The 22,041-nt window shown below is 73.1% G+C and carries 20 protein-coding genes and 2 tRNA genes; 13 read left to right on the top strand and 9 right to left on the bottom strand.

The window, feature by feature from the left end:
* Nucleotides 1-159: 159 nt before the first annotated feature.
* From ACFY93_RS28670 to ACFY93_RS28655, 4 genes are all read left to right on the top strand, one after another.
* Nucleotides 160-657 (top strand): ATP-binding protein, encoded by a 498-nt coding sequence (locus ACFY93_RS28670; protein WP_391364296.1) that lies wholly within the window; start codon nt 160-162, stop codon nt 655-657.
* 67 nt (nt 658-724) lie between these two features.
* Nucleotides 725-1,879 carry an enolase C-terminal domain-like protein gene (locus tag ACFY93_RS28665; protein ID WP_391364294.1) on the top strand — a complete coding sequence of 385 codons (1,155 nt, stop codon included), beginning with the start codon at nt 725-727 and terminating at the stop codon, nt 1,877-1,879.
* A 106-nt stretch (nt 1,880-1,985) separates the two neighbouring features.
* The gene (gene ctaD / locus ACFY93_RS28660; protein WP_391364292.1) at nt 1,986-3,704 is read left to right on the top strand and encodes a cytochrome c oxidase subunit I; all 1,719 of its coding nucleotides are present in this window, start codon (nt 1,986-1,988) and stop codon (nt 3,702-3,704) included.
* The gene (locus tag ACFY93_RS28655; protein ID WP_391364290.1) at nt 3,701-4,090 is read left to right on the top strand and encodes a cytochrome c oxidase subunit 4; all 390 of its coding nucleotides are present in this window, start codon (nt 3,701-3,703) and stop codon (nt 4,088-4,090) included. The genes ctaD and ACFY93_RS28655 overlap by 4 nt, the downstream gene beginning before the upstream one ends.
* A 79-nt stretch (nt 4,091-4,169) precedes the next feature.
* Here ACFY93_RS28655 and ACFY93_RS28650 read toward each other — a convergent pair whose 3' ends face one another.
* Nucleotides 4,170-4,790: a hypothetical protein gene (locus ACFY93_RS28650; RefSeq protein WP_391364288.1), complete on the bottom strand. Its 621-nt coding sequence runs from the start codon at nt 4,788-4,790 to the stop codon at nt 4,170-4,172.
* Between the two features lie 64 nt (nt 4,791-4,854).
* Nucleotides 4,855-6,489 (bottom strand): cytochrome b N-terminal domain-containing protein, encoded by a 1,635-nt coding sequence (locus ACFY93_RS28645; protein ID WP_391364286.1) that lies wholly within the window; start codon nt 6,487-6,489, stop codon nt 4,855-4,857.
* Nucleotides 6,490-6,776: 287 nt separating this feature from the next.
* Between ACFY93_RS28645 and ACFY93_RS28640 the strand changes: the two genes are divergently transcribed.
* Nucleotides 6,777-7,337, top strand: a complete 561-nt coding sequence (locus ACFY93_RS28640) for a hemerythrin domain-containing protein (RefSeq protein WP_391364284.1) — start codon at nt 6,777-6,779, stop codon at nt 7,335-7,337.
* A 108-nt stretch (nt 7,338-7,445) separates the two neighbouring features.
* A complete protein-coding gene (locus ACFY93_RS28635) occupies nt 7,446-7,910 on the top strand; it encodes a DUF4383 domain-containing protein (RefSeq protein ID WP_391364282.1) in 465 nt (154 codons plus the stop codon).
* Here the strand turns inward: ACFY93_RS28635 and ACFY93_RS28630 are convergent.
* Complete coding sequence (locus ACFY93_RS28630; protein ID WP_391364409.1) at nt 7,904-8,995, bottom strand: galactosyldiacylglycerol synthase; 1,092 nt, start codon at nt 8,993-8,995, stop codon at nt 7,904-7,906. The two genes, ACFY93_RS28635 and ACFY93_RS28630, sit on opposite strands and share 7 nt — an antisense overlap.
* A 261-nt stretch (nt 8,996-9,256) precedes the next feature.
* Here ACFY93_RS28630 and ACFY93_RS28625 point away from each other — a divergent pair, with 261 nt between their 5' ends.
* The 3 genes from ACFY93_RS28625 to ACFY93_RS28615 all read left to right on the top strand — a co-directional run bounded on the left by ACFY93_RS28625 (nt 9,257) and on the right by ACFY93_RS28615 (nt 11,877).
* Nucleotides 9,257-10,111 carry an SDR family NAD(P)-dependent oxidoreductase gene (locus ACFY93_RS28625; RefSeq protein WP_391364280.1) on the top strand — a complete coding sequence of 285 codons (855 nt, stop codon included), beginning with the start codon at nt 9,257-9,259 and terminating at the stop codon, nt 10,109-10,111.
* A gap of 4 nt (nt 10,112-10,115) precedes the next feature.
* Complete coding sequence (locus ACFY93_RS28620; RefSeq protein ID WP_391364278.1) at nt 10,116-11,027, top strand: DMT family transporter; 912 nt, start codon at nt 10,116-10,118, stop codon at nt 11,025-11,027.
* A 79-nt stretch (nt 11,028-11,106) separates the two neighbouring features.
* Entirely contained in the window at nt 11,107-11,877 is a 771-nt protein-coding gene (locus tag ACFY93_RS28615; RefSeq protein ID WP_391364276.1) for a polysaccharide deacetylase family protein, read from the top strand.
* A 75-nt stretch (nt 11,878-11,952) separates the two neighbouring features.
* Here ACFY93_RS28615 and ACFY93_RS28610 read toward each other — a convergent pair whose 3' ends face one another.
* From ACFY93_RS28610 to ACFY93_RS28600, 3 genes are all read right to left on the bottom strand, one after another.
* Nucleotides 11,953-12,396: a phage holin family protein gene (locus ACFY93_RS28610; protein WP_391364274.1), complete on the bottom strand. Its 444-nt coding sequence runs from the start codon at nt 12,394-12,396 to the stop codon at nt 11,953-11,955.
* Between the two features lie 313 nt (nt 12,397-12,709).
* Nucleotides 12,710-13,321, bottom strand: coding sequence for a GPP34 family phosphoprotein (locus ACFY93_RS28605; protein ID WP_391364272.1), 612 nt, complete (start codon nt 13,319-13,321; stop codon nt 12,710-12,712).
* A 55-nt stretch (nt 13,322-13,376) separates the two neighbouring features.
* A complete protein-coding gene (locus tag ACFY93_RS28600; protein WP_391364270.1) occupies nt 13,377-15,284 on the bottom strand; it encodes an ABC transporter transmembrane domain-containing protein in 1,908 nt (635 codons plus the stop codon).
* 528 nt (nt 15,285-15,812) lie between these two features.
* Between ACFY93_RS28600 and ACFY93_RS28595 the strand changes: the two genes are divergently transcribed.
* Both ACFY93_RS28595 and ACFY93_RS28590 read left to right on the top strand, forming a co-directional pair.
* On the top strand, nt 15,813-17,006 hold the full coding sequence (locus tag ACFY93_RS28595) for a mechanosensitive ion channel domain-containing protein (protein ID WP_391364268.1): 1,194 nt from the start codon (nt 15,813-15,815) through the stop codon (nt 17,004-17,006).
* A gap of 84 nt (nt 17,007-17,090) precedes the next feature.
* Nucleotides 17,091-19,310, top strand: coding sequence for an NADP-dependent isocitrate dehydrogenase (locus ACFY93_RS28590; protein WP_391364266.1), 2,220 nt, complete (start codon nt 17,091-17,093; stop codon nt 19,308-19,310).
* Nucleotides 19,311-19,427: 117 nt separating this feature from the next.
* Here the strand turns inward: ACFY93_RS28590 and ACFY93_RS28585 are convergent, their stop codons facing one another.
* Entirely contained in the window at nt 19,428-20,090 is a 663-nt protein-coding gene (locus tag ACFY93_RS28585) for a TetR family transcriptional regulator (RefSeq protein ID WP_391364264.1), read from the bottom strand.
* 187 nt (nt 20,091-20,277) lie between these two features.
* Between ACFY93_RS28585 and ACFY93_RS28580 the strand changes: the two genes are divergently transcribed.
* Entirely contained in the window at nt 20,278-20,838 is a 561-nt protein-coding gene (locus ACFY93_RS28580) for an NAD(P)H-dependent oxidoreductase (protein ID WP_391364261.1), read from the top strand.
* 142 nt (nt 20,839-20,980) lie between these two features.
* On the opposite strand, the gene ACFY93_RS28575 is transcribed toward ACFY93_RS28580, so the two are convergent.
* Both ACFY93_RS28575 and ACFY93_RS28570 read right to left on the bottom strand, forming a co-directional pair.
* Nucleotides 20,981-21,054, bottom strand: a tRNA-Pro gene (locus tag ACFY93_RS28575).
* A gap of 218 nt (nt 21,055-21,272) precedes the next feature.
* A tRNA-Pro gene (locus tag ACFY93_RS28570) sits at nt 21,273-21,346 on the bottom strand.
* 101 nt (nt 21,347-21,447) lie between these two features.
* On the opposite strand from ACFY93_RS28570, the gene ACFY93_RS28565 reads away from it, so the two are divergent.
* Complete coding sequence (locus ACFY93_RS28565; RefSeq protein ID WP_391364259.1) at nt 21,448-21,981, top strand: DUF309 domain-containing protein; 534 nt, start codon at nt 21,448-21,450, stop codon at nt 21,979-21,981.
* The last annotated feature ends 60 nt before the right edge of the window (nt 21,982-22,041 follow it).

Here is a 22,041-nt window from a genome sequence, read left to right as displayed (position 1 = left end):
GTCCGTACCTCCTTCACCGCCCTGACCAGCGCGTTACGCCCCTCGTGGGGGAGGTTCGCGGCGGCCGGACCGCATCAATCGCGGACGGGATCCGGTGGCGGGCGTCTTTTCGGGCAGGCGAACCATGTGAGGCGAGTGCTCAGGTAGAGGACGGTTGGCATGGAAGAGGCTTCGGCAGGCGACGGTCGGGTGCCCGCGGCGGACAGCGTGTCGGCCGAGTTCCACGGGGTGCCGGGAGACATCGCCCAGGCGCGCGAACTGGCACGGCGCTTCCTGGCGCGGGTGTGGTCCGTGCACGGGACGCGGGTGTCGGAGCAGGCCGGCGGCACCGTCCAGCTGGTGGTGAGCGAGCTCATGACGAACGCCTGCAAATACGCCCCCGGCCCGTACCTGCTGGATCTGCGTCTCGGCCCCGGCACGGTCACGGTGTCGGTCTGGGACAGTGAGCCGGTGATGCCGGTGGCCCGGGCCGCCGATCCGGGGCGGGTCGGCCAGCACGGCCTGGAGATCGTCATGGCGGTGTGCCAGAGCTTCGAGGTCCGTCTTCAGCCGTCCGGCAAGCGGACGACCGCGCGGATCGGACTCACCGGGGCCGTCCTGCCCGGCTCGGGCGGCCGGGCACCGGCCGCGCGCGAGTCGGCCGGACAGCGGTCGTGATCCGGACGCGGGGCTCCGGGCCCGCACGCCAGGTTTGCGGGTGCGTCTCGTCGGTCACTGGGGGGTCATGACGAACGACGCGACGCCGATCGCCCGGCGCGGTCACGACGTACTGATCGAATCGGTGGACGTGCACGCCTTCGAGGTGCCGACGGACGGTCCCGGCGGCAGCGAGCAGGACGGAACCCTGGAGTGGGACTCCACCACCCTGGTGCTGGTCCGGGTCCGGGCGGGCGACCGCACCGGGATCGGCTACACCTACGGTGACGTGTCCGTCGCCGCGTTCGCCGACAGCAAGCTCGCACCTCTTCTGCAGGGCGCCGACGCCCTGTCCCCGCCCGCCCTGTGGGCCCGCATGGGCGCCCGGATCCGCAACGCGGGCCGGACCGGGGTCGGCGCGATGGCGCAGTCCGCGGTCGATGTCGCCCTGTGGGACCTCAAGGCCCGCCTGCTCGACGTCCCCCTGGTCCGGCTGCTCCCGTCCTTCCACGACCGCGTCCCGGTGTACGGCAGCGGGGGCTTCACGAACTACCCCCTCGGCCGTCTGACGGACCAGCTCGCGGGCTGGGTGGAGCAGGGCATTCCGCGGGTGAAGCTCAAGACCTCCCGGAACCCGGCGCAGGACCCCGCCCGGCTGTCCGCGGTGCGCGAGGCGATCGGTGACGCTCCCGCCCTGTTCACCGACGCCAACGGGGCGCTGTCCCGCAAGGAGGCGCTGTACTGGGCGCACCGGTTCGCCGAGGAGTGGGACGTCAGCTGGTTCGAGGAGCCCGTCGCCTCGGCCGACCTGGAGGGCCTGCGGCTGCTGCGCGACCGGGGCCCCGGTCGGCTGGAGATCGCGGCCGGCGAGTACGCGTACGTCCTGCGGGACGTCACCAACCTGGTCGCGGCCGGCGCGGTGGACTGTCTGCAGGCGGACGTGACCCGCTGCGGCGGTATCACCGGCGTGCTCCAGGTGGCCGGACTGTCGGCGGCCCACCAGATCGACCTGTCGGCGCACTGCGCCCCGGCGCTGTCCGCACACGCGTTCTGCGCCGTGCCGCGGCTGCGGCATCTGGAGTACTTCCACGACCACGTACGGGTGGAGGGGCTGCTGTTCGACGGCACCCTGTCCCCGGACGGCGGCGCCCTGCGGCCGGACACCGGCCGGCCGGGCCTCGGTCTCGACGTCAGGTGGGCCGACGCCGAGGCCTGGCGCGTGTACGGCGCGCACGACGGCTGATCATGCCCGCCGGATGGCTCATGAGGGGTTTGACACCCGGGCGGCCGGGCTACACAGAAGCGCGGCGACGACCGAAGCCGTCGGCGACCAGTGTTTCGGAGGGGCGATGTCGCAACTGGACCAGGGCCGGCGCCAGGAGCCTCTGGACGCCTCGCACAACCCGCGGGTCCGTTCGGGAAGCAGGATCCGCACCTATCTGACCACGACCGATCACAAGACGATCGGCAACATGTACCTGGTCACGTCCTTCTCGTTCTTCCTGGTGGCGGGCGTGCTCGCCATGCTGATGCGCTCCGAGCTGGCGCGCCCGGGACTGCAGATCGTGAGCAGCGAGCAGTACAACCAGCTGTTCACCATCCACGGCACGATCATGATGCTGCTCTTCGCGACCCCGACCTTCGCCGGGTTCGCCAACGCGATCATGCCGCTGCAGATCGGCGCGCCCGACGTGGCGTTCCCCCGGCTGAACGCCCTGACGTACTGGCTGTTCCTCTTCGGCGGGCTGATCGTGGTCTCCGGGTTCTTCGTGCCCGGAGGCGCGGCCGCCTTCGGCTGGTTCGCCTACACGCCGCTGAGCGGGGCGGTCCACTCCCCCGGCGCGGGCGGCGACCTGTGGTGCATGGGGCTGGTGGTCGCGGGGCTCAGCACCACCCTCGGCTCGGTGAACTTCATCGCCACGATCATCTCGCTGCGCGCCCCCGGGATGACGATGTTCCGGATGCCGATCTTCACCTGGAACATCCTGTTCACGTCCATCCTGGCGCTGCTGGCGTTCCCGGTGCTCACGGCGGCGCTGCTGGCCCTGGAGGCGGACCGGAAGTTCGGGGCGCACATCTACGATCCCGCCAACGGCGGGGCCCTGCTGTGGCAGCACCTGTTCTGGTTCTTCGGCCACCCCGAGGTGTACATCGTCGCCCTGCCGTTCTTCGGCGTGGTCAGCGAGGTCATCCCGGTCTTCAGCCGCAAGCCGACCTTCGGCTACGTGGGGATGGTGGGAGCGACCATCGCCATCACCATGCTGTCGGCGACCGTGTGGGCGCACCACATGTTCGCCACGGGCGCGGTGCTGCTGCCCTTCTTCTCGATGATGTCGTTCCTCATCGCCGTGCCGACCGGCGTCAAGTTCTTCAACTGGATCGGCACGATGTGGAAGGGCTCGCTGTCGTTCGAGACGCCGATGCTCTGGTCGATGGGCTTTTTGGTGACGTTCCTGCTGGGCGGGCTCAGCGGCGTCCTGATCGCCTCGCCCGCCCTGGACTTCCACCTCACCGACACGTACTTCATCGTGGCGCACCTGCACTACGTGCTGTTCGGCACGATCGTCTTCGCGATGTTCGCCGGCTTCTACTTCTGGTGGCCGAAGATGACGGGGAAGATGCTCGACGAGCGGCTGGGGAAGATCCACTTCTGGACGTTGTTCATCGGCTTCCAGGGCACCTTCCTGGTGCAGCACTGGCTCGGCGAGATCGGTATGCCGCGCAGGTACGCCGACTATCTCGCCGCCGACGGGTTCACGACGCTCAACACGATCTCCTCGATCGGCGCGTTCCTCCTCGGACTGTCCACGCTGCCGTTCCTCTACAACGTCTGGCGGACGAGCAGGTACGGCGAGCGGGTGGAGGTCGACGACCCCTGGGGGTACGGGCGTTCGCTGGAGTGGGCGACGTCCTGCCCGCCGCCCCGGCACAACTTCGACGCCCTGCCCAGGGTGCGCTCCGACTCTCCGGCCTTCGACCTGCACCATCCCGAGGTGCGCGAGCTGCGGCCCGCCGAGAGCGGCACCGAGGAACCGACGCCCGACACCCTGGGGGAGCAGAGCGGATGAAGTCCGAGGCCTATCTGTTCGGCGGCGTGGCGCTGTTCTTCCTCGTCACCGACATCGCGTACATCGTCTTCGCCCGTGAGCCGGCCGGGATGGCGGCGCTCGCCGTCTCGTTCCTGATGTCCGGGGCGATCGCGTTCTTCTGCGCGGCGAACTACCGCCGCAACGGCGGCCGCCCCGAGGACCGCCCGGACTCCGAGGTCGCCGACCGCGCCGGTGCGCTCGACTTCTTCCCGCCGCACAGCGGGTATCCGCCGCTGCTCGGCCTCGGCATCGCGCTGCTGGCCGTCGGCGTGGTCTACGGGCTCTGGCTGTTCCTCATCGGCTTCGGTGTCATGTCGGCCGGGGTATTCGGGATGGTGTTCCAGTTCGCGGGGCGCGACGACTGAGACGACCGGCCCGCCCGGCCTCCGGACACGACGTGACCGAAACCCGGGGCCGGACGTGGGAGAGGGGTCCGGGGTCCCGTCAGGAGACAGGGGCGACGGAGCTGCGGTCGGCCACGTCCCCGGTCGCCGCGTCGACCTTGTAGACCGCCGAGTCGACGTCCTCCTGCCCCCTGGGCCGCTCCGTGACGGTGACGTACCAGAAGGTCCGCCCGCCCGCCGCGCGGTCCTCGCGCAGCGCGACGTCGGTCACCTTCCCGTACTCCGGCCTGGTGACCTCGCGTGCCGCGTCCTCGGGCAGGATCTTCGCCCCCGCGAGCCGCGCCGTCACGTCCGCCCTGCGCGCGCCGTCCTGGCCCGGCGGCACCTGAGTGTCCTTCAGCCGGCCGCCGGAGGCGTCGACGCGTACGGCGTGGACGGTGCCGTCGGGTGTGGCGACCTCGCTGCGCCACACCGGTTCGGCGCTGCGGGGATCACGCAGCACGGTGTCGAGCAGGCGCGAACCGGGGACCTCGGCCAGGGAGCGCCGGATCGCCTGGTCGTAGCGGAACTCCACCTGGGGGTAGACCTCGGCGGGCTGTTCCCGCTCGGGATTCGCGGCGCAGCCGGCCAGCAGGGCGCACGCCGCCGTCAGCCCTCCCACGGCCCTCGCCCGGGGACGGTGCCGCTCCGCTCGTACGACGCCGCGAACTCGACGCGTCATGCTCTCTCCCTGCGCTTGGTCCGTTCGGGGGCGCGGCCGCGCCCCGGCCGGAGGGGTGCGGGGGTCACTCCTCCTCCGGGCCGGCCACCGGGTCGAGTGTCCTGCCGGTGACCTGGAGGCGCTCCTCCACGGTGGAGGGCATGTCCACCCGGTCCCGGTAGTACCAGCGGCTGAGCCGGGCGCGCAGCCGGTTCGTGCGCGAGGCCCCGGCGCCGGGATGCGGCAGCGGCTTCGGGATGTCGCGGACCAGCAGGCGGTAGCGCCGCTCCGGGGCGATGGACCTGTGCGTGTCGCCGATGGCCCCGTAGGCGCTCTGGCTGACCTTGCCGGTCTCCTCCCCCTCCTCCATCAGCTGTCGGTCGTGGGCCTGGAGGGCCAGGCAGACCCGCTTGGTGACCAGGAAGGCGATGACCGGCCCGACGAAGACCGCCACGCGCAGGATCCAGGTCAGCGTCTCCACGGAGGCCCGGAAGACGAAGGCGGTCACATCGTTGCCGCCGGCCATCAGCAGCACGGCGTAGAAGACGATGGCGGCGACGCCGAGGCCCGTACGGGCCGGCCGGTCGCGCGGCCGGTCGCACTGGTGATGCTCCATCAGGTCGCCGGTGATCCACCGCTCGGCGAACGGATAGAGGTACAGCACGAGGAAGAGGACGCCGGGGAGCACCACGGCGGGCAGGAGGACGTTCCACATGACGGTGTGGCCGGCGATCGTGTTCTCCCACGGCGGCATCAGCCGCAGGGCGCCCTCGAGGAAGCCGACGTACCAGTCGGGCTGCGCGTCCGTGGACACCTGGTCGGTGCGGTAGGGGCCGTAGTCCCAGATGGGGTTGATCTGGGCGACGGCGCCGAGGACGGCCAGGGCGCCGAAGACCATCATGCACAGCCCGGCCGACTTCGCCACGAACTGCGGGTACATCGGCTGGCCGACGACGTTGCGGTTGGTCCTGCCCGGACCCGCCCACTGCGTGTGCTTGAGGTACACGACGAGGATGAGGTGGACGGTGATCAGGGCGATGAGAACGCCGGGGACGAACAGCACGTGGACGATGTACAGCCGGGGGACGATCAGGTGCCCCGGGTAGGAGCCGCCCCAGAAGAAGAACCCCAGGTAGGTGCCGACGACGGGGATGGACAGCACGATGGTGTGGGCGGTGCGCAGTCCCGTGCCGGAGAGCAGGTCGTCGGGGAGGGAGTAGCCGCAGAAGCCCTCCAGAAGCCCCAGCAGGAACAGGGTGACGCCGACCGTCCAGTTGAGTTCACGCGGCCGGCGGAAGGCACCGGTGAAGAAGACGCGCAGCATGTGGACGCCGAGGGCGGCGATGAACACGAGGGCGGCCCAGTGGTGCATCTGGCGGATCAGCAGGCCGCCCCGCACGTCGAAGCTGAGGTCGAGGGCCGACGCGTAGGCGTTCGACACGAGGACGCCCTGCAGCGGCTCGTAGGAGCCGGTGTAGGGGGCCTCGGTCATGGAGGGGTCGAAGAACAGCGTCAGATAGCTGCCGGTGATCACGAGCAGGACGAAGCTGTACAGGGCGATCTCGCCGAGCAGGAACGACCAGTGGTCCGGAAACGCCTTGCGCATCAGGCTCTTGCCGGCCTCGGACAGCGGAGCCCGGCGGTCCAGGCCCGCGTAACCCGCGAACGCCGCCTGACGTGACTTCGTCTCAAGTCTCGCCAGCCGCTTCCGGAACAGCATCTCCACGCTCCCTCTGCACTCACGGGCCGCGGCCGGCGCCCGCGAAGCCCGGCCGGCCGGTGCTCCGGCATGTCCCCGGCGGCCGGAACCCGGCACGTGGGTACCCGCGTCCGGAGTGACTATGCGGGACCGGCCGGGCACGGTTCCCGCATTAGGCAGATCAGGGGCCCGGTCCGCCCCGCCGGGTGCCGCCGCCGGGCGCGCCCGCGGTTTGGCCGCCCGCTTCGGCGGTACTTCTGTGACGCACGAAGGGTGTGCGGGCTCGAACGCCGACCGAAGGAATCCATGTGGCTCACGGGGCAGACGTCATCCAGGAACTCACCTCGGACCACCGCGAGGTGCAGGCGCTGTTCGACCGCTTCCGCGCCGCCGCGCCGGGCAGCGCCGAACGGGCGGACCTCGTCGACAGGCTGACCATCGAGCTCGTACGTCACTCGGTCGCCGAGAAGGAGTACCTGTACCCCGCCGTACGCGACCACGTGGCCGACGGGGACCGGTGGGCCGACAAGGAGCTGGCCGAGCACCAGGAGGTCGAGGAGCTGCTGCGGGACCTCGCCGGGCGGGAGGCGGACGCCGAGGACTTCGACGAGCTGGTCCTGTCCCTGGTCGTCCAGGTCACCGCGCACGCGCGCGAGGAGGAGCAGTTGCTCTTCCCGCGGCTGCAGGCCGTCTGCCCGGCCGGGATCCTCGACGAGCTGGGCGAGAAGGTGCGGCAGGCCAAGAGGACGGCACCGACCCGCGCCCGCCCGCGGCTTCCCGACTCTCCTCTCGTCAACAAGGCGCTGGCACCCCGGGTGGGCCTCCTGGACCGGTTGCGGGACGTCCTGACGCGCCGCGGACGCGGGTGACGGCACCCGCCGCCCGGTGTGCGCGCCCCCGTGCCGAGAGGTAGTCATGGACTTCCGGCCGGGCGCCTCCCGGCCGTCGGCCGCCGACGGAATCGAGGTGATCAGCGCATGCGGAGGCAAGAACGTCCCGGCGCGGAGGGGCAGCGTCCGGTTCCTCCGGTGCTGAGCCGCGCGGTGACCCTGGTCGGCGCCCTGTTCGTCGTGGCAGGTCTGCTCGGCTTCGTCCCCGGCATCACCACGCGGTACGGCCGTATGGGGTTCGCCGGGCCGCACGCCGGGGCGCGTCTGTTCGGCCTGTTCGCCGTCTCCGCACTGCACAACCTCGTCCATCTGGCCTTCGGGCTCGCCGGCCTGTACGTGGGTCTGCGGGCGCCCCGGTGGTGCCGGACGTATCTGGTCGTCGGCGGCTTCGCCTACCTGGCGCTGTGGGTCTACGGCCTGTGCGTCCACCGGGGCACGGAGTGGAACTTCCTGTCGGTGAACGGCGCGGACAACTGGCTGCATCTGGGGCTCGGGTTCGGCATGGTGGCGCTGGGCACCCTTCTCGCTCCGCGGAAGGAGCCGGGTCAGTGACGCCGCGCGCGGGCCGGCCGGCCGGGTGCCGTGTCCTCGTACAGCCGGGTCAGCGGCGTGATGACGTCGCCGGTGAACAGGGCGCGGCCCGCGGCGACCCGCTGCTGCCTCGCCGGTCCCGGTACGGCGAGCCGTGACAGCGCGCCGAGCAGCTCGCCCTCGTCCCGTACGTGGTCGGTGAGGCCCAGGTCCGCCATCCGCAGGACGCCGGCCGCCCCGTGTCCGGGGATCGGCCGGTGGCCGACGACGGGCAGCCCGGCGGCGAGCGCCTGCACGGCGGTCTGGCCTGCCGCGTTGTCCACGAGGGCGCCGGCCGCCGCCATCAGGCCGGGCATGTCCTCGACCCAGCCGAGCGCGAGCGATCCGGGCAGGGTCCGCGCCCGGCGCAGCAGCCGCTCGTTGCGCCCGCAGAGCAGGACCGGCAGATAGCCCCGGCGGGCCAGCAGGCGGGCCGTGCCGTCGAGCCGTGACCCGACACCCCAGGCGCCGGTGGACAGCAGCACCGGTGTCCGGCCGGGTGCGCGGCGCTCGAAGTCCCGGCGCCAGTCCCGCGCCCGCGGTGCGGGCTCCAGGAAGGCCGGGGACACCAGCGGTCCGCTCGCCTCGACCGGACCCGCGGTCCGCCGGGACACCTCACGGGCCGCGTCGGCGGAGACGACCAGGTGGAGGTCGTTGCCCGGGTGGAGCCACTGCCGGTGGACGACGAAGTCCGTCACGACGACGGCGCTCGGCACGGTCAGCGCGCCCCGCTCCCGCAGTGCCCCGGTGAGCTGGGCGGCGACGTGGAAGACGGGCACGACCAGGTCGGCTCGCGTCCGGTCGACGAGTTCCAGCAGCCGCCGCGCCGCGAGCGAGGTCAGGGGGCTGATGGAGGGACGCGGTCCCTCCCGCGGGCGCAGGAACAGCTCGTAGACGCCCGCGTAGGCCCAGGGGGCGTACCGGACCGCCGACCGGTAGCCGAGCCGCAGCGCGCGCCCCGACGCGTACGGGAGCAGTCCGAGTACGTCGGCCACCTCGGCGTGCCAGCCCGCCCGCCGGGCCCGGCGGGCCAGTTCGGCGGCGACCGTGTCGTGTCCGAAGCCCATGCTGGCGCTCACGATCAGCAGCCGGCACGGCCGGTGGGACCCCGCGGGGGCGGGGCCGCGTACGGCCGGGCTACCCACGGTCCGGGGCGCCGCCGCCCGGCAGGATCTTCGCGTGCACCGGCCCAAAGTACCCGGCACAGAGGTGGCGAAACGTGTGTCCCGGCCACGTTTGTCCATCTTCCAGAGGGATACTTCGGACACTCGCCGCGAGTCCGGCGCCCTCCTGCCCGGCAGTGTCAGACACCTCCTGAGGAGCGGTCCGTGCCCCACAGCCACGCCCACGGCGTTTCCCAGGCCACGGCCCTGCTGGGCACCGCGTCCACCCCGGCCGGCGAGGCGCTCGCCGGCGCGGCGGCCGGGCGGACGTCCGGGAAGGGCGTGGCCCTGGTGACCGGCGCGTCCTCCGGGATCGGCGCCGCGGTGGCCCGGCGGCTCGCGGCCGAGGACAACTGGCGGCTCGTGCTCAACGGACGCGACCGGGGCCGGCTGGAGCGCGTCGCCGCCGACACGTCGGCCGCCGTGTTCCCGGCCGACCTGACCCGCCCCGGGTCCGGGCGGCGGCTGGCGGAGTACGTGCGGGAGGCCGTGGGGCCGGTGGACCTGCTGGTGGCGGGGGCCGGTGTGGGGTGGGCCGGACCGTTCGGCTCGATGCCCGCGTCGGCGATCGACGAGGTGTTCGGCGTCGACGTCCTGGCGACGGTGCACCTGGTGCGGCTCCTGCTGCCGGACATGGTCGCGCAGGGCGGCGGCCGGGTGGTGGTCATCGGGTCCGTCGCGGGCCGTCTCGGGGTGCGCGACGAGGCGGTGTACTCCGCCGCCAAGGCCGCCCTCGGCACGTTCGCCGAGGCCCTGCGCTACGAGCTGCGCGGCACTGGCGTGGGCATCAGCCATGTGGTCCCCGGGGTCGTGGACACGCCGTTCTTCGAGCGGCGCGGCACCGCGTACACGCGGTCCCGTCCCAGGCCGATCCCCGCCGAGAGGGTCGCCGAGGCCGTCTGGCAGGCCATCGACCGGGGCCGGGACGAGGTGTTCGTGCCGCGCTGGCTGCGGCTGCCCGGCTGGGTGCACGGCGCGGCCCCTTCCGTCTACCGCCGTCTCGCCGCCCGGTTCGGGTGACCCCGTGAACGCCCTCACCGTCGTCCTCGCGGTACTGGCGGCCGTCGCGAACGCCGCGGCCTCCGTGCTCCAGCGGCGGGCCGCGACGGAGGAGGCGGCGGACGGCTCCGGCCGGATGGGGGCGGTCCGGTGGCTCGGGCATGTGATACACCGTCCGTACTGGCTGGCGGGCGCGGCCATGCTCGGAGTGTCCGGCGGGCTTCAGGCGGGCGCGCTCGCCGTGGGCCGGCTCTCGGTGGTGCAGCCGGTGCTCGCCAGTGAACTCCTGTTCACACTGATCGTCGGCAGCTTCGTGTTCCGCCGCCGTCCCGACCGGCTGACCTGGCTGTCCTTCCTCGCGCTCGGCTGCGGTCTGGCGCTCTTCCTGGGTTCCGCCGCGCCCGCGGCCGGGCGGGACACCGCCCCGGCCGGGGCCTGGATCCCGGTCGGCCTGGCCGTGCTGTGCGTCGTCGCCGTGCTCGTCGGGGTGGCCCGGCTGGTGCGGGGCGCCCCGCGGGCCGCGGTTCTCGGCCTGGCGTCGGCGGTCGCCTTCGCGGCGACCGCCGCGCTGATGAAGGAGGTCACGGGCCGCATCCCGGAGGGCTGGTCCGCGGTGTTCGGCGGCTGGCCCCTCTACGCGACCGGGGTGGCCGGCGCGGTGGCGTTCCTGCTGCTGCAGGGCGCCTTCCGCGCCGGGACGCTGACGGCGTCCCAGCCCGCGCTCACCCTCGGGGACGCGATGACGAGCGTGGTCCTCGGCTGGGCCCTGTTCGACGAGCGCATCACCCTGGGCTGGCACCTCGTCCCCGAGGTGGCGGGCGCGGTACTGGTCGCGGTGGGCAGCATCGGCCTGGTCCGCGCCCCGGCCGTCTCCGGGGCCTGGGACGCCGATCGGGCCCCGCCCGCGGCCGAGCGGGCGGGGCGGTCCTCGCCGTGACGGGCCCCGCCGTGCCCTCCCCCACCAGCACCGTCACACCCGCGCCGTCACACCCGCACACGATCCGGAGGTACGACTTGTGAACCCCGCCCGGCGACCGCTCCGTACCGCGCTCACCCTGCTGCCGCCGGCCCTCGCGGCCGCCCACATCGGGCCGGCCGGGACGTGGCTGCCGGCCGTACGGCGCGCCTGGTTCCCGGGGCTCGCCGGAACGGGTCACCCCGGGCACATCGCGCTGACCTTCGACGACGGTCCCGATCCCCGCTCGACGCCGCACTTCCTCGACGTACTGGACACGCTCGCCGTACGGGCGACGTTCTTCGTGCTCGGGGAGAGCGCCGGGCGCCATTCCGGGCTGACCCGCGAGATCGCGGACCGGGGGCACGAACTGGCCGTGCACGGCTGGACCCACGACCGGCCGTGGCTGCCCCGGCCCGGCCAGGACGCGCGGGACATCGCGCGGACCGTGGGGGTGTTGCGGGAGATCGGCGGCAGGGCACCCGACTGGTACCGGCCGCCGTACGGCATCCTCACCGGCGGACGCTGGCTGGCGGCCCGGCGCGCCGGGCTGCGGACGGTGCTGTGGTCGGTGTGGGCGAAGGACTGGCGGGCGGACGCGACCCCGGCTTCGGTGCGCGGCGCCGTACGGGCGGGTCTGCGCGGGGGCGGCACGGTCCTGCTGCACGACTCCGACCGGGTCGCCTCCCCGGACTGCTGGCGGGCGACGCTCGGTGCGCTGCCCCAGCTGGTGTCGGACTGCCGGGACGCGGGATTCACGGTGGGCCCGCTCGCCGACCACGGGGTGCCCCGGACCGTCCGTCCCGCCGGAGCACCGGGGCCCGTGCGCTGACCGGCCGCGGGCGCGGTCAGGCTTCCGGCTCCGGGACCGAGGTGCTCCGGTGCGGAGGTCAGGCCGGTACGGAGATCAGGGCCCCTGGTCCGGGGACCGCGGGGCGGCCCCGGGGCCGCTCACGCTCCCACCCGCATCCGGTATACCTTCACGGGCCCGCTCCAGCGCCTGCCCGGACGCGTCGGCGGCGGCCTGCACCCGGTCCCACGCGGCGATTCCCAGCGCCGCCGCGGCCGATCCGTACGCGCAGGTGAGCAGCGCCGAGGCCATCGTTCGCGGCAGTACGTGCTCCAGCGTGCGCAGGGCCGTCTGGTGGGCGGACGCCACCGTCAGGGCCCCGCACAGCCCGGCCCCGGCCAGCAGCGCGCCACCCGCGCCCATCCGCCGCAGGGCGGCCGAGACCTCCCCCTGAACGGACTGGATCTGGCTGCGGACCAGGTCCGCGGTGTCCTGGGCGAGATGGGCGGCGGCGTCGCCCACCCGTCCGCTCCCGGCCGTCGTCGGCTCGCTGCCTGCCATGGTCGTCCACCCTCTTCCGTGTCGGCCGCCGGGCCCGGCGGCCCGGTGGGACGGCGCCCACGAATCCGACGAAGTACCCCGCGGCGCGTGGGGTACGCGCGGCATCCGCTGTGACGTGCTTCCGACATCAGACCTGATGTCGGCGCCGTGCCCGGCTCCGGCGGGGTCCAGCGCCTCGAAGCCGCCCACATCGCACGCGCCCCGCCTTCCTCACCGACGGTGAGCGCGGCGCCCTGGACTCGGCCGTCGGCGCGCTGACGTCACCGACCCGGCGGCTGCGCCCCACCGCGAAGCGGCGCCCACGCTTCCGGCCTCACTGACCGCGCCAGATGTTGTCGAAGGCCGCCTGCTCGATGGCGCGGCGGCGCCGTACGCCGTCCAGTTCCTGCACCGCGTCGTTCACGGCGGCGAGGACGGTGGCGATCGTGTCGTCGGTGACGTCGGGGAGTTCGCCGCCCTCGCCGTCCGGCCGGCCGATGCCGACGGCGGCCGCGAGGAGCGTCAGGACGGGGTCTCCGGACGACCAGCGGTCCGCGGCGCGGCGGCGGGCCGGTGAGTCGGCCGCCGACGTCCGCGCGGCCCGGGCGGCCAGCCGCCGGCCGCGCTCCCGGCGGACCTGTCCGTCGGCCTCCATGACGGCGAGGTAGGCGGAGTACAGACCCAGGCCCCGGCGCCACAGCCAGTCCTCGACCGTCTCGCGCGCCGTCTCCCGCACGAGCGCGCCCGCGGCCGCGTCCAGCAGCGGATCGTCCTGGGTCCAGTGGTCCCCGGGCACGAGGTGGTCACCGTCCAGCGTGAGCGCCCCGGCCCCGAGGAGGTCGATCACCTCGGCCCCGGCGAGGGCCAGCGACAGGTCCCCCTGCTCCACGGGACTGCCGGACGCGACGTCCAGGGACACGATGAACAGATCCCGCGGTGTGGTCATGGCACCGACTCTAGGCCCTGTCGTCACCGTCCCGTCGTCCGCCCGCGGGGCGGGCCTACGCGACCGCCCCCTCCCCCGCGGGTTCGACGCCCGCGGCCGGGCCCGGCGCCGCGAACTGCGTCCGGTACAGCTCCGCGTATCTGCCGTCCAGGTCCAGCAGCTCCTCGTGCGTTCCGCGTTCCACGATGCGTCCGTCCTCGACGACGAGGATGACGTCGGCGGCGCGCACGGTCGACAGGCGGTGCGCGATGACCAGCGCGGTGCGTCCCTCCAGCGCCTCGGCGAGCGCCTCCTGGACCGCGGCCTCGGAGGTGTTGTCCAGGTGGGCGGTGGCCTCGTCGAGGATGACGATCCGCTGGCGGGCCAGGAGCAGCCGGGCGATCGTCATGCGCTGGCGCTCACCGCCGGACAGCCGGTAGCCGCGCTCGCCGACGACGGTGTCCAGGCCGTCCGGCAGGGAGCGCACCAGGTCCTCCAGCCGGGAGCGGCGCAGTACGTCCCAGAGTTCGTCCTCGGTCGCGGCGGGCCGGGCGAGCAGCAGGTTGGCCCGTACGGAGTCGTGGAAGAGGTGGCCGTCCTGGGTGACCATGCCGAGGGTCCGGCGCATCGACTCGGCGCTCAGGTCGCGCACGTCGACGCCGCCGATGCGGACGGCGCCCTCGTCGGTGTCGTACAGCCGGGGCAGCAGCGCGGCGATGGTCGACTTGCCGGCCCCGGACGAGCCGACGAGGGCGACGGTCTGGCCGGGCTCGGCCCGGAAGGAGATGCCCTTCAGGACCTCGGCGCCGCCGCGGGTGTCGAGGGCGGCGACCTCCTCCAGGGACGCCAGCGAGACCTTGTCGGCGGACGGGTAGCCGAAGCGGACCCCGTCGAACTCGACCGAGACCGGGCCCTCGGGGGTGCTGCGTGCGTCGGGCTTCTGCTCGATCAGCGGCTTCAGGTCGAGCACCTCGAAGACGCGCTCGAAGCTGACGAGGGCGCTCATCACCTCGACGCGCGCCCCGGCCAGCGAGGTCAGCGGCGCGTAGAGGCGGGTCAGCAGCAGGGCGAGCGCGACGACGGCGCCGGGTTCCAGGCTGCCGCGCAGCGCGTACCACCCGCCGAGCCCGTACACCAGGGCGAGGGCCAGCGCGGAGACCAGCGTCAGCGCCGTGATGAACGCGGACTGCGCCACCGCCGTACGGACGCCGATGTCCCGCACCCGCCGGGCCCGCTCCGCGAACTCCGCGGACTCGTCGTCGGGCCGGCCGAAGAGCTTGACCAGGGTGGCGCCGGGCGCCGAGAACCGCTCGGTCATCCGGGTGCCCATCGAGGCGTTGAGGTTCGCCGCCTCGCGCTGGAGCTTCGCCATCCGGCTGCCCATGCGGCGGGCGGGCACCACGAACACCGGGAGCAGGGCCAGTGCCAGCAGGGTGATCTGCCAGGACAGGGTGAGCATCACGGCGAGGGTGAGCAGCAGGGTCACGATGTTGCTGACCACTCCGGAGAGCGTGTTGCTGAACGCGCGCTGCGCGCCGATCACGTCGTTGTTGAGACGGCTGACGAGCGCGCCCGTACGCGTACGTGTGAAGAACGCGACCGGCATGCGCTGCACATGATCGAACACAGCCGTCCGCAGATCGAGGATGAGCCCCTCGCCGAGCGTGGACGACAGCCAGCGGCTGACGAGCCCGAGCCCCGCCTCGGCGACGGCGATGACGGCGATGAGCACGGCGAGGCGTACGACGGTGGACTCGTCGTCGCCGGACACGATGGCGTCGACGACGTGCCCGGCGAGCACCGGGGTCGCGACGGCGAGCAGCGCGGTCGCCACCCCGGTCAGGACGAACTGTCCGATGCGGCGGCGGTGCGGGCGGGCGAACGCGGCGATGCGGCGCAGCGTCGCCCGGTCGAAGGGGCGGCGCTCCTGCTGGGCGTTCATGACGCTGTGCAGCTGCGTCCAGGCGGTGGTTTCCATGCTCATGAGAGAGACGGTAGGACCTCAAGCGTCCTTGAGGTCAAGAATCGTCCGGCCGCCCGGCACCCACCGCCGCCCGGGCCGTCCCGTGCGTTCACCGGCTCGGCCCGCCTTGTGTCCGCTTTCACCGGCCTTCGTCCTGCCGGCGGGGCCGCGGCGGCGGTCGGTGCTCGCGGAGAACGTGGGGCGGTTGCGGACGGCGGAGTGGCCGTGGCTGTCGGCGGCGGTCGCGGCGGCCTGTGGTGGTCTCGGTTCGGTGGAGGCCGCTCCCGGGAGCGCTCACGCCCGGCCCGCTGGCGCGCCGCGGGGCCGTCCGACGGGAGACGGCGGCGCGTTCGCGGCGGGCGGACCGGTGGCGGGAGCACGGTCCGGAATACGGCAGGATGAACGACCGCGCCGGCAGCCGCACTTGCGGGCCGGCGTGACGGTGCAGTTCCGGAGACGAGCAGGTGGCATGGTGACGACTCAGCACATCCGGCGTCGAGCGGCGAAGGCCGCCGCGCGCCCGTTCTCCCGTACCGCGGGAGGCCACCGGTGAACCGGGCCCTCACGCTGCACGACTTCGTGGTCGCCGGGATCGCCCTGGCCGCGGGGCTGCTCGCGGGGCTGGTGCTGCGCGCGCTGCTGCGCTGGCTCGGCAAGCACGCGACGCGTACCCGGTGGACCGGTGACGACGTCATCGTCGACGCGCTGCGGTCGCTGGTGCCGTGGGCGGCGGTCGCCACGGGCGTCGCGGCGGCGTCCGCGTCCCTCCCCCTCAACGCGACGGCGGGCCGGAACGTGAACCGGACGCTGACCGTCCTGCTCATCCTGGTCGCGACTATCACCGCCGCCCGGGTGGTCGCGGGGCTGGTCAGGAGTCTCGCGCAGTCCCGCTCGGGGGTGGCGGGTTCGGCCACCATCTTCGTCAACATCACGCGTGTCGTGGTGCTGGCGATGGGCTTCCTGGTCGTCCTGCAGACGCTCGGCATCTCGATAGCGCCGCTGCTCACCGCCCTGGGCGTGGGCGGTCTCGCGGTCGCGCTCGCGCTCCAGGACACGCTCGCCAACCTCTTCGCCGGTGTGCACATCCTCGCCTCGAAGACGGTCCAGCCCGGCGACTACATCCGCCTCAGCAGCGGCGAGGAGGGATACGTCGTCGACATCAACTGGCGCAACACGACGGTCAGGCAGCTCTCGAACAACCTGGTCATCATTCCCAACGCCCAGCTCGCCGGCACCAACATGACCAACTACAACCGGCCGGAGCAGGAGATGACCCTGCTGGTCCAGGTCGGCGTGGGCTACGACAGCGATCTCGACCACGTCGAGCGGGTCACCGTCGAGGTGGTCGCCGAGGTCATGACGGAGATCACCGGCGCGGTCCCGGAGCACGAGCCCGCCGTCCGTTTCCACACCTTCGGCGACTCCCGGATCAGCTTCACCGTGATCCTCGGCGTGGGCGAGTTCAGCGACCAGTACCGGATCAAGCACGAGTTCATCAAGCGTCTGCACAAGCGCTACCGGGAGGAGGGCATCCGGATCCCGGCGCCCACCCGCGCCGTCGCGCTGCACCCGGCGGGGACGGAGCCGACCCCGGCGAGCCTCCTCGGCGACGCCCTCCAATCGAACGTACAGGCGATACCGCATCAGCGGGAGGAGCGCGGTCCCGTGCGGCGGCCCTCCGGCGCCGCCGCACCGGCGGAGCGGCCCTCCGGGACCCGGCCGTCCGGGGCGCCGCGTGACTGAGGCGGGCAGGGCCCTGTCGAGGAGGGGCCCCTCACGAGATATCTTGATGTCGAGCAATGTTGCAGACGTGGAGCGGAGCACCCGGTGACTGACTCGACCATCATCTATACGCACACAGACGAGGCCCCGGCCCTGGCGACGTATTCGTTCTTGCCGGTGGTCCAGGCGTACGCGTCGCAGGCCGGTGTCACTGTGGAGACCCGTGACATCTCGCTGGCCGGGCGGATCATCGCCCTGTTCCCGGAGTACCTCCAGGAGGGGCAGCGCGTCCCGGACGCGCTCGCGGAGCTCGGTGAGCTGGCGAAGACGCCCGGGGCGAACATCATCAAGCTGCCGAACATCTCGGCCTCGATCCCGCAGCTGAAGGCCGCGATCGCCGAGCTGCAGGAGCAGGGCTACGCCCTTCCGGCCTACCCGGACGACCCGAAGTCAGACGAGGAGCGCGACGTCCGCGCCCGTTACGACAAGGTCAAGGGCTCCGCCGTGAACCCCGTGCTGCGCGAGGGCAACTCCGACCGCCGCGCCCCCGCCTCCGTCAAGAACTACGCCAAGAAGCACCCGCACCGCATGGGCGCCTGGTCGGCGGAGTCGAAGACGAACGTCGCCACGATGGGCGTCGACGACTTCTGCGCCACCGAGAAGTCCGCGGTGATCTCCGAGGCGGGCGCGCTGCGCATCGAACTGGTCGGCGACGACGGCTCCACCACCGTCCTGCGCGAGTCCGTACCCGTCCTCGCGGGCGAGGTCGTGGACGCGTCCGTGATGCGGGTGGCCGCGCTGCGCGAGTTCCTGACGGCGCAGATCGCCCGCGCCAAGGCCGACGACGTGCTCTTCTCGGTCCACCTCAAGGCCACGATGATGAAGGTCTCCGACCCGATCGTCTTCGGCCACGTGGTGCGCGCCTTCTTCTCGAAGACCTTCGCGAAGCACGGCGAGACGCTCGCCAAGGCCGGCCTGACCCCGAACGACGGCCTGGGCGGCATCTACAAGGGCCTGGAGTCCCTGCCCGAGGGCGCCGACATCAAGGCGTCCTTCGACGCCGAGCTCGCCGAGGGCCCGCAGCTGGCCATGGTCGACTCCGACCGCGGCATCACCAACCTGCACGTGCCGTCCGACGTCATCGTCGACGCCTCGATGCCGGCCATGATCCGCACCTCCGGCCACATGTGGGGCCCGGACGGCCAGGAGGCCGACACTCTCGCCGTCCTCCCGGACTCCAGCTACGCCGGTGTCTACCAGACCGTCCTCGACGACTGCCGCGCCCACGGCGCCTTCGACCCGTCCACCATGGGCTCGGTGCCGAACGTCGGCCTGATGGCGCAGAAGGCCGAGGAGTACGGCAGCCACGACAAGACCTTCGAGATCCCGGCCACCGGCACGGTCCGCCTCGTCGACGAGGCCGGCAACGTGGTGCTGGAGCAGACGGTCGGCGCCGGTGACATCTTCCGCGCCTGCCAGACGAAGGACGCCCCGATCCGCGACTGGGTCAAGCTGGCCGTCACCCGCGCCCGTTCCACCGGCGACCCGGCGGTGTTCTGGCTGGACGAGAACCGCGCGCACGACGCCCGGCTGATCGAGAAGGTGCGCCAGTACCTTCCCGAGCACGACACCGAGGGCCTGGACATCAGGATCCTCTCCCCGGTCGAGGCGACCAAGCTGTCCGTGGAGCGCATCCGCCGCGGCGAGAACACCATCTCCGTCACCGGCAACGTCCTGCGTGACTACCTGACGGACCTGTTCCCGATCCTGGAGCTGGGCACCAGCGCCAAGATGCTGTCGATCGTCCCGCTGATGGCGGGCGGCGGCCTCTTCGAGACGGGCGCCGGCGGCTCCGCCCCCAAGCACGTGCAGCAGCTCGTCAAGGAGAACTACCTGCGCTGGGACAGCCTGGGCGAGTTCCTCGCGCTGGCGTCCAGCTTCGAGCACCTCGCGACCAGCACGGGCAACGCCCGCGCCCAGGTCCTCGCCGACACGCTCGACCGCGCCACGGCGACGTTCCTCGACGAGGACAAGTCCCCGACCCGTCGCGTCGGCGGCATCGACAACCGCGGCAGCCACTTCTACCTGTCCCTGTACTGGGCGCGGGAGCTGGCCGCGCAGACCGACGACGCGGCCCTTGCCAAGGCGTTCGCCCCGCTCGCGGAGACGCTCACCGCGAACGAGCAGGCCATCGTCGACGAGCTGATCGCGGCCCAGGGCAAGCCCGCCGAGATCGGCGGCTACTACCAGCCCGACCCCGCCAAGGCGGCCACGGTCATGCGCCCGTCGGCCACCTTCAACCAGGCACTGGCGACGCTCGCCTGAGCCGTCACCCGCGGACCCCGGGTCCGTGACGACAGCAGCCCCGGCCGGACTCACCGGCCGGGGCTGCTCGCGTTCGCGCCTCCCGGCGGGCCGGGAGGGCGTGGAGGGACCGGGAGGTCAGGCGGCTTCCGCCGCCAGGCGGTCCACGAGATCGCACCAGGCCGCCTCGACGCGCTCCAGGGACATGCCGCCGCGGGTCACCAGATGGTGGACGAGGGTGCTGTCGAGGCTGCCCAGCAGGGTGTGGGCGAGCACCTCGATGTCGCCGCCGGCCCCCACCCCGCGCAGCAGCAGCCGGACGTGGGTGAGCCGGAGGTTGTACGACGGGACGAGATACAGGCGGGAGGACCGCACGCGTGCCTCCAGATAGAAGTCGCCGTGCGCCTGCTCGTGGCGCAGGGCTGCGACGCCGAACGCGCGCAGGCGCTCCAGGGCGGGCGCGTCCGGGCCCAGGGGCGGCGGACCGGTGAGGAAGGCCGCCTGGAACTGCTGCTCGTAGTGGTCCAGGAGCGCCGTCATCAGCCCGTCGCGGTCGCCGAAGCGCCGGAAGACGGTGCCCTTGCCCACCCCGGCGCCGGCCGCGACGGCCTCCATGGTCAGGTTCGCGACCCCGCACTCGGCCGCGAGCCGGGCGGCCACCTCCAGCAGGCGCCTGCGGTTGCGGGCGGCGTCGGCGCGCAGCTGGGTGCGTTCCCCGGCCCGGGTGATCACAAGCTCCGTCCGGCAGTTCCGGACATCGTCTTCCTGCGAAGCGGCACGGGGCGGAATCGGCACGGTCATGGCGCCAGCGTACCTCTCACGAGCGTAAGTGGACCACGGTCCGGATAGGTGCTACAACTTAACCGGACCTCGGTCCGGTTGGCTCCCCGGCCGGCCCGGGCGCCACCGCACGGCCGCGCCCGCCCGGGTGGCAGTCGCGGACGACCGACCCGGTCGACTGATCACCGTTACTCATCGGGAGTTAGCCATGTCTGTACGCATTCTCGCGCTCGTCGGCAGCCTCCGTGCCGGTTCGCACAACCGCCAGCTCGCCGAGGCGGCGGTCAAGCACGCCCCCGCCGGTGTGGAGATCGAGCTGTACGAGGGCCTGGCCGACGTCCCCTTCTACAACGAGGACCTCGACGTCGAGGGTTCCGTGCCCGGGACCGCCGCCCGGCTGCGCGCCGCGGCCGGCACGGCCGACGCCTTCCTGCTCTTCTCCCCCGAGTACAACGGCACGATGCCGGCCGTGCTGAAGAACGCCATCGACTGGCTGTCCCGCCCCTACGGCGGCGGCGCGTTCACGGGCAAGCCGGTCGCCGTGGTCGGCACCGCCTTCGGCCAGTACGGCGGCGTGTGGGCCCAGGACGACGCCCGCAAGGCCGTGGGCATCGCGGGCGGAGCGGTCCTGGCGGACGCCAAGCTGTCGATCCCCGGCTCCGTGACCCGCTTCGCCGAGCTCCACCCGGCGGACGACGACGAGGTCGTCACCGGCCTGACCGAGGTCCTCGGGCAGCTCAGCTCCCAGGTCTCCGGCGCGGCGGCCTGACAGCGGCGCCCAGCGACACGCGAACGGCGGCCGGCCTCCCCACGGGGCCGCGCCGCCGTTTCGCCGTACGACCGCGGTGCACAGCCCGACCACGGAAAAAGGGCCCCGCGGGCTTGTCACCCGCGAAGACCCTTCGCATCCGTCGGGACGACAGGATTTGAACCTGCGACCCCTTGACCCCCAGTCAAGTGCGCTACCAAGCTGCGCCACGTCCCGATACGCTCCCCCGCGGTGACCCGCGCGAACACGCAGTCAAACCCTACCGCACGCGCGGGCGGGTCCCGGCCTCGGCCGACGGTACGGGCGCACCGACGAACCGGGCCGCGGACGAGGCGTGCCGCACGACGGGCACCCGGCCGAACAGGCGTGCCACGGGGCGGACATACGACAGAGGGCCCCCGCGGGCTCTCGCCCGCGAAGACCCTTCGCATCTGTCGGGACGACAGGATTTGAACCTGCGACCCCTTGACCCCCAGTCAAGTGCGCTACCAAGCTGCGCCACGTCCCGGTGCACTTCCCCGCGGTGACCCGCGCGGACCTGCGATCAGAACCTTACCCCACGTGGAAGGGGCAGTTCACGGCGGGCGCGGGGCGCGCGACAATCGGTGCATGAGTGGCACGAGTGGAGCCCGGCGGGACGGCACGCGCGACCGGGACGCGGAGGGACGCGCCCGCAACGCCCGGCCTCGGGACGGACTGGGGCGGCCCCTTCCGTACGGCACGGACGGCGTCGAGCGGCAGCCGGAGGGCGTCGTACGCGACCCCGGGCGGACGATCGACGAGGCGCAGGCACTGCTGGACGCCGGAAAGCCGTTCCACGCGCACGAGGTCTTCGAGGACGCCTGGAAGTCGGGCCCCGAGGACGAGCGGGCCCTGTGGCGGGCGCTCGCCCAGCTCGCGGTGGGCCTCACGCACGCGGCCCGGGGCAACACGACGGGCGGGGCGCGGCTGCTGCGCCGGGGGGCCGCCGCCGCCGAGGAGTGGGCGGCCGGTACGGGGCGGTCCCGCCCGTACGGGCTGGAGCCGGCCGGGCTGGGCGCGTGGGCCAGGAGGCTGGCGGACACGGTGGAGCGGGAGGCGACAGCGGTGGACGCGGGCGCGTGGGCACCGCGGCTGCGGGGCGACGGGCCCGCGGAGCGGTAGCCGGGCCCCTCCCCGCTCGGGGGCGCGAGCCGGGAGGCTGAGCTTGCCCGGGGGCCGTAC

Origin of the sequence: Streptomyces sp. NPDC008313 (assembly GCF_042956125.1) — a bacterium.
GTDB lineage: Bacteria > Actinomycetota > Actinomycetes > Streptomycetales > Streptomycetaceae > Streptomyces.
Note: the sequence above shows the minus strand (reverse complement) of the source record. Positions and strands in the feature narration are given on the sequence as shown.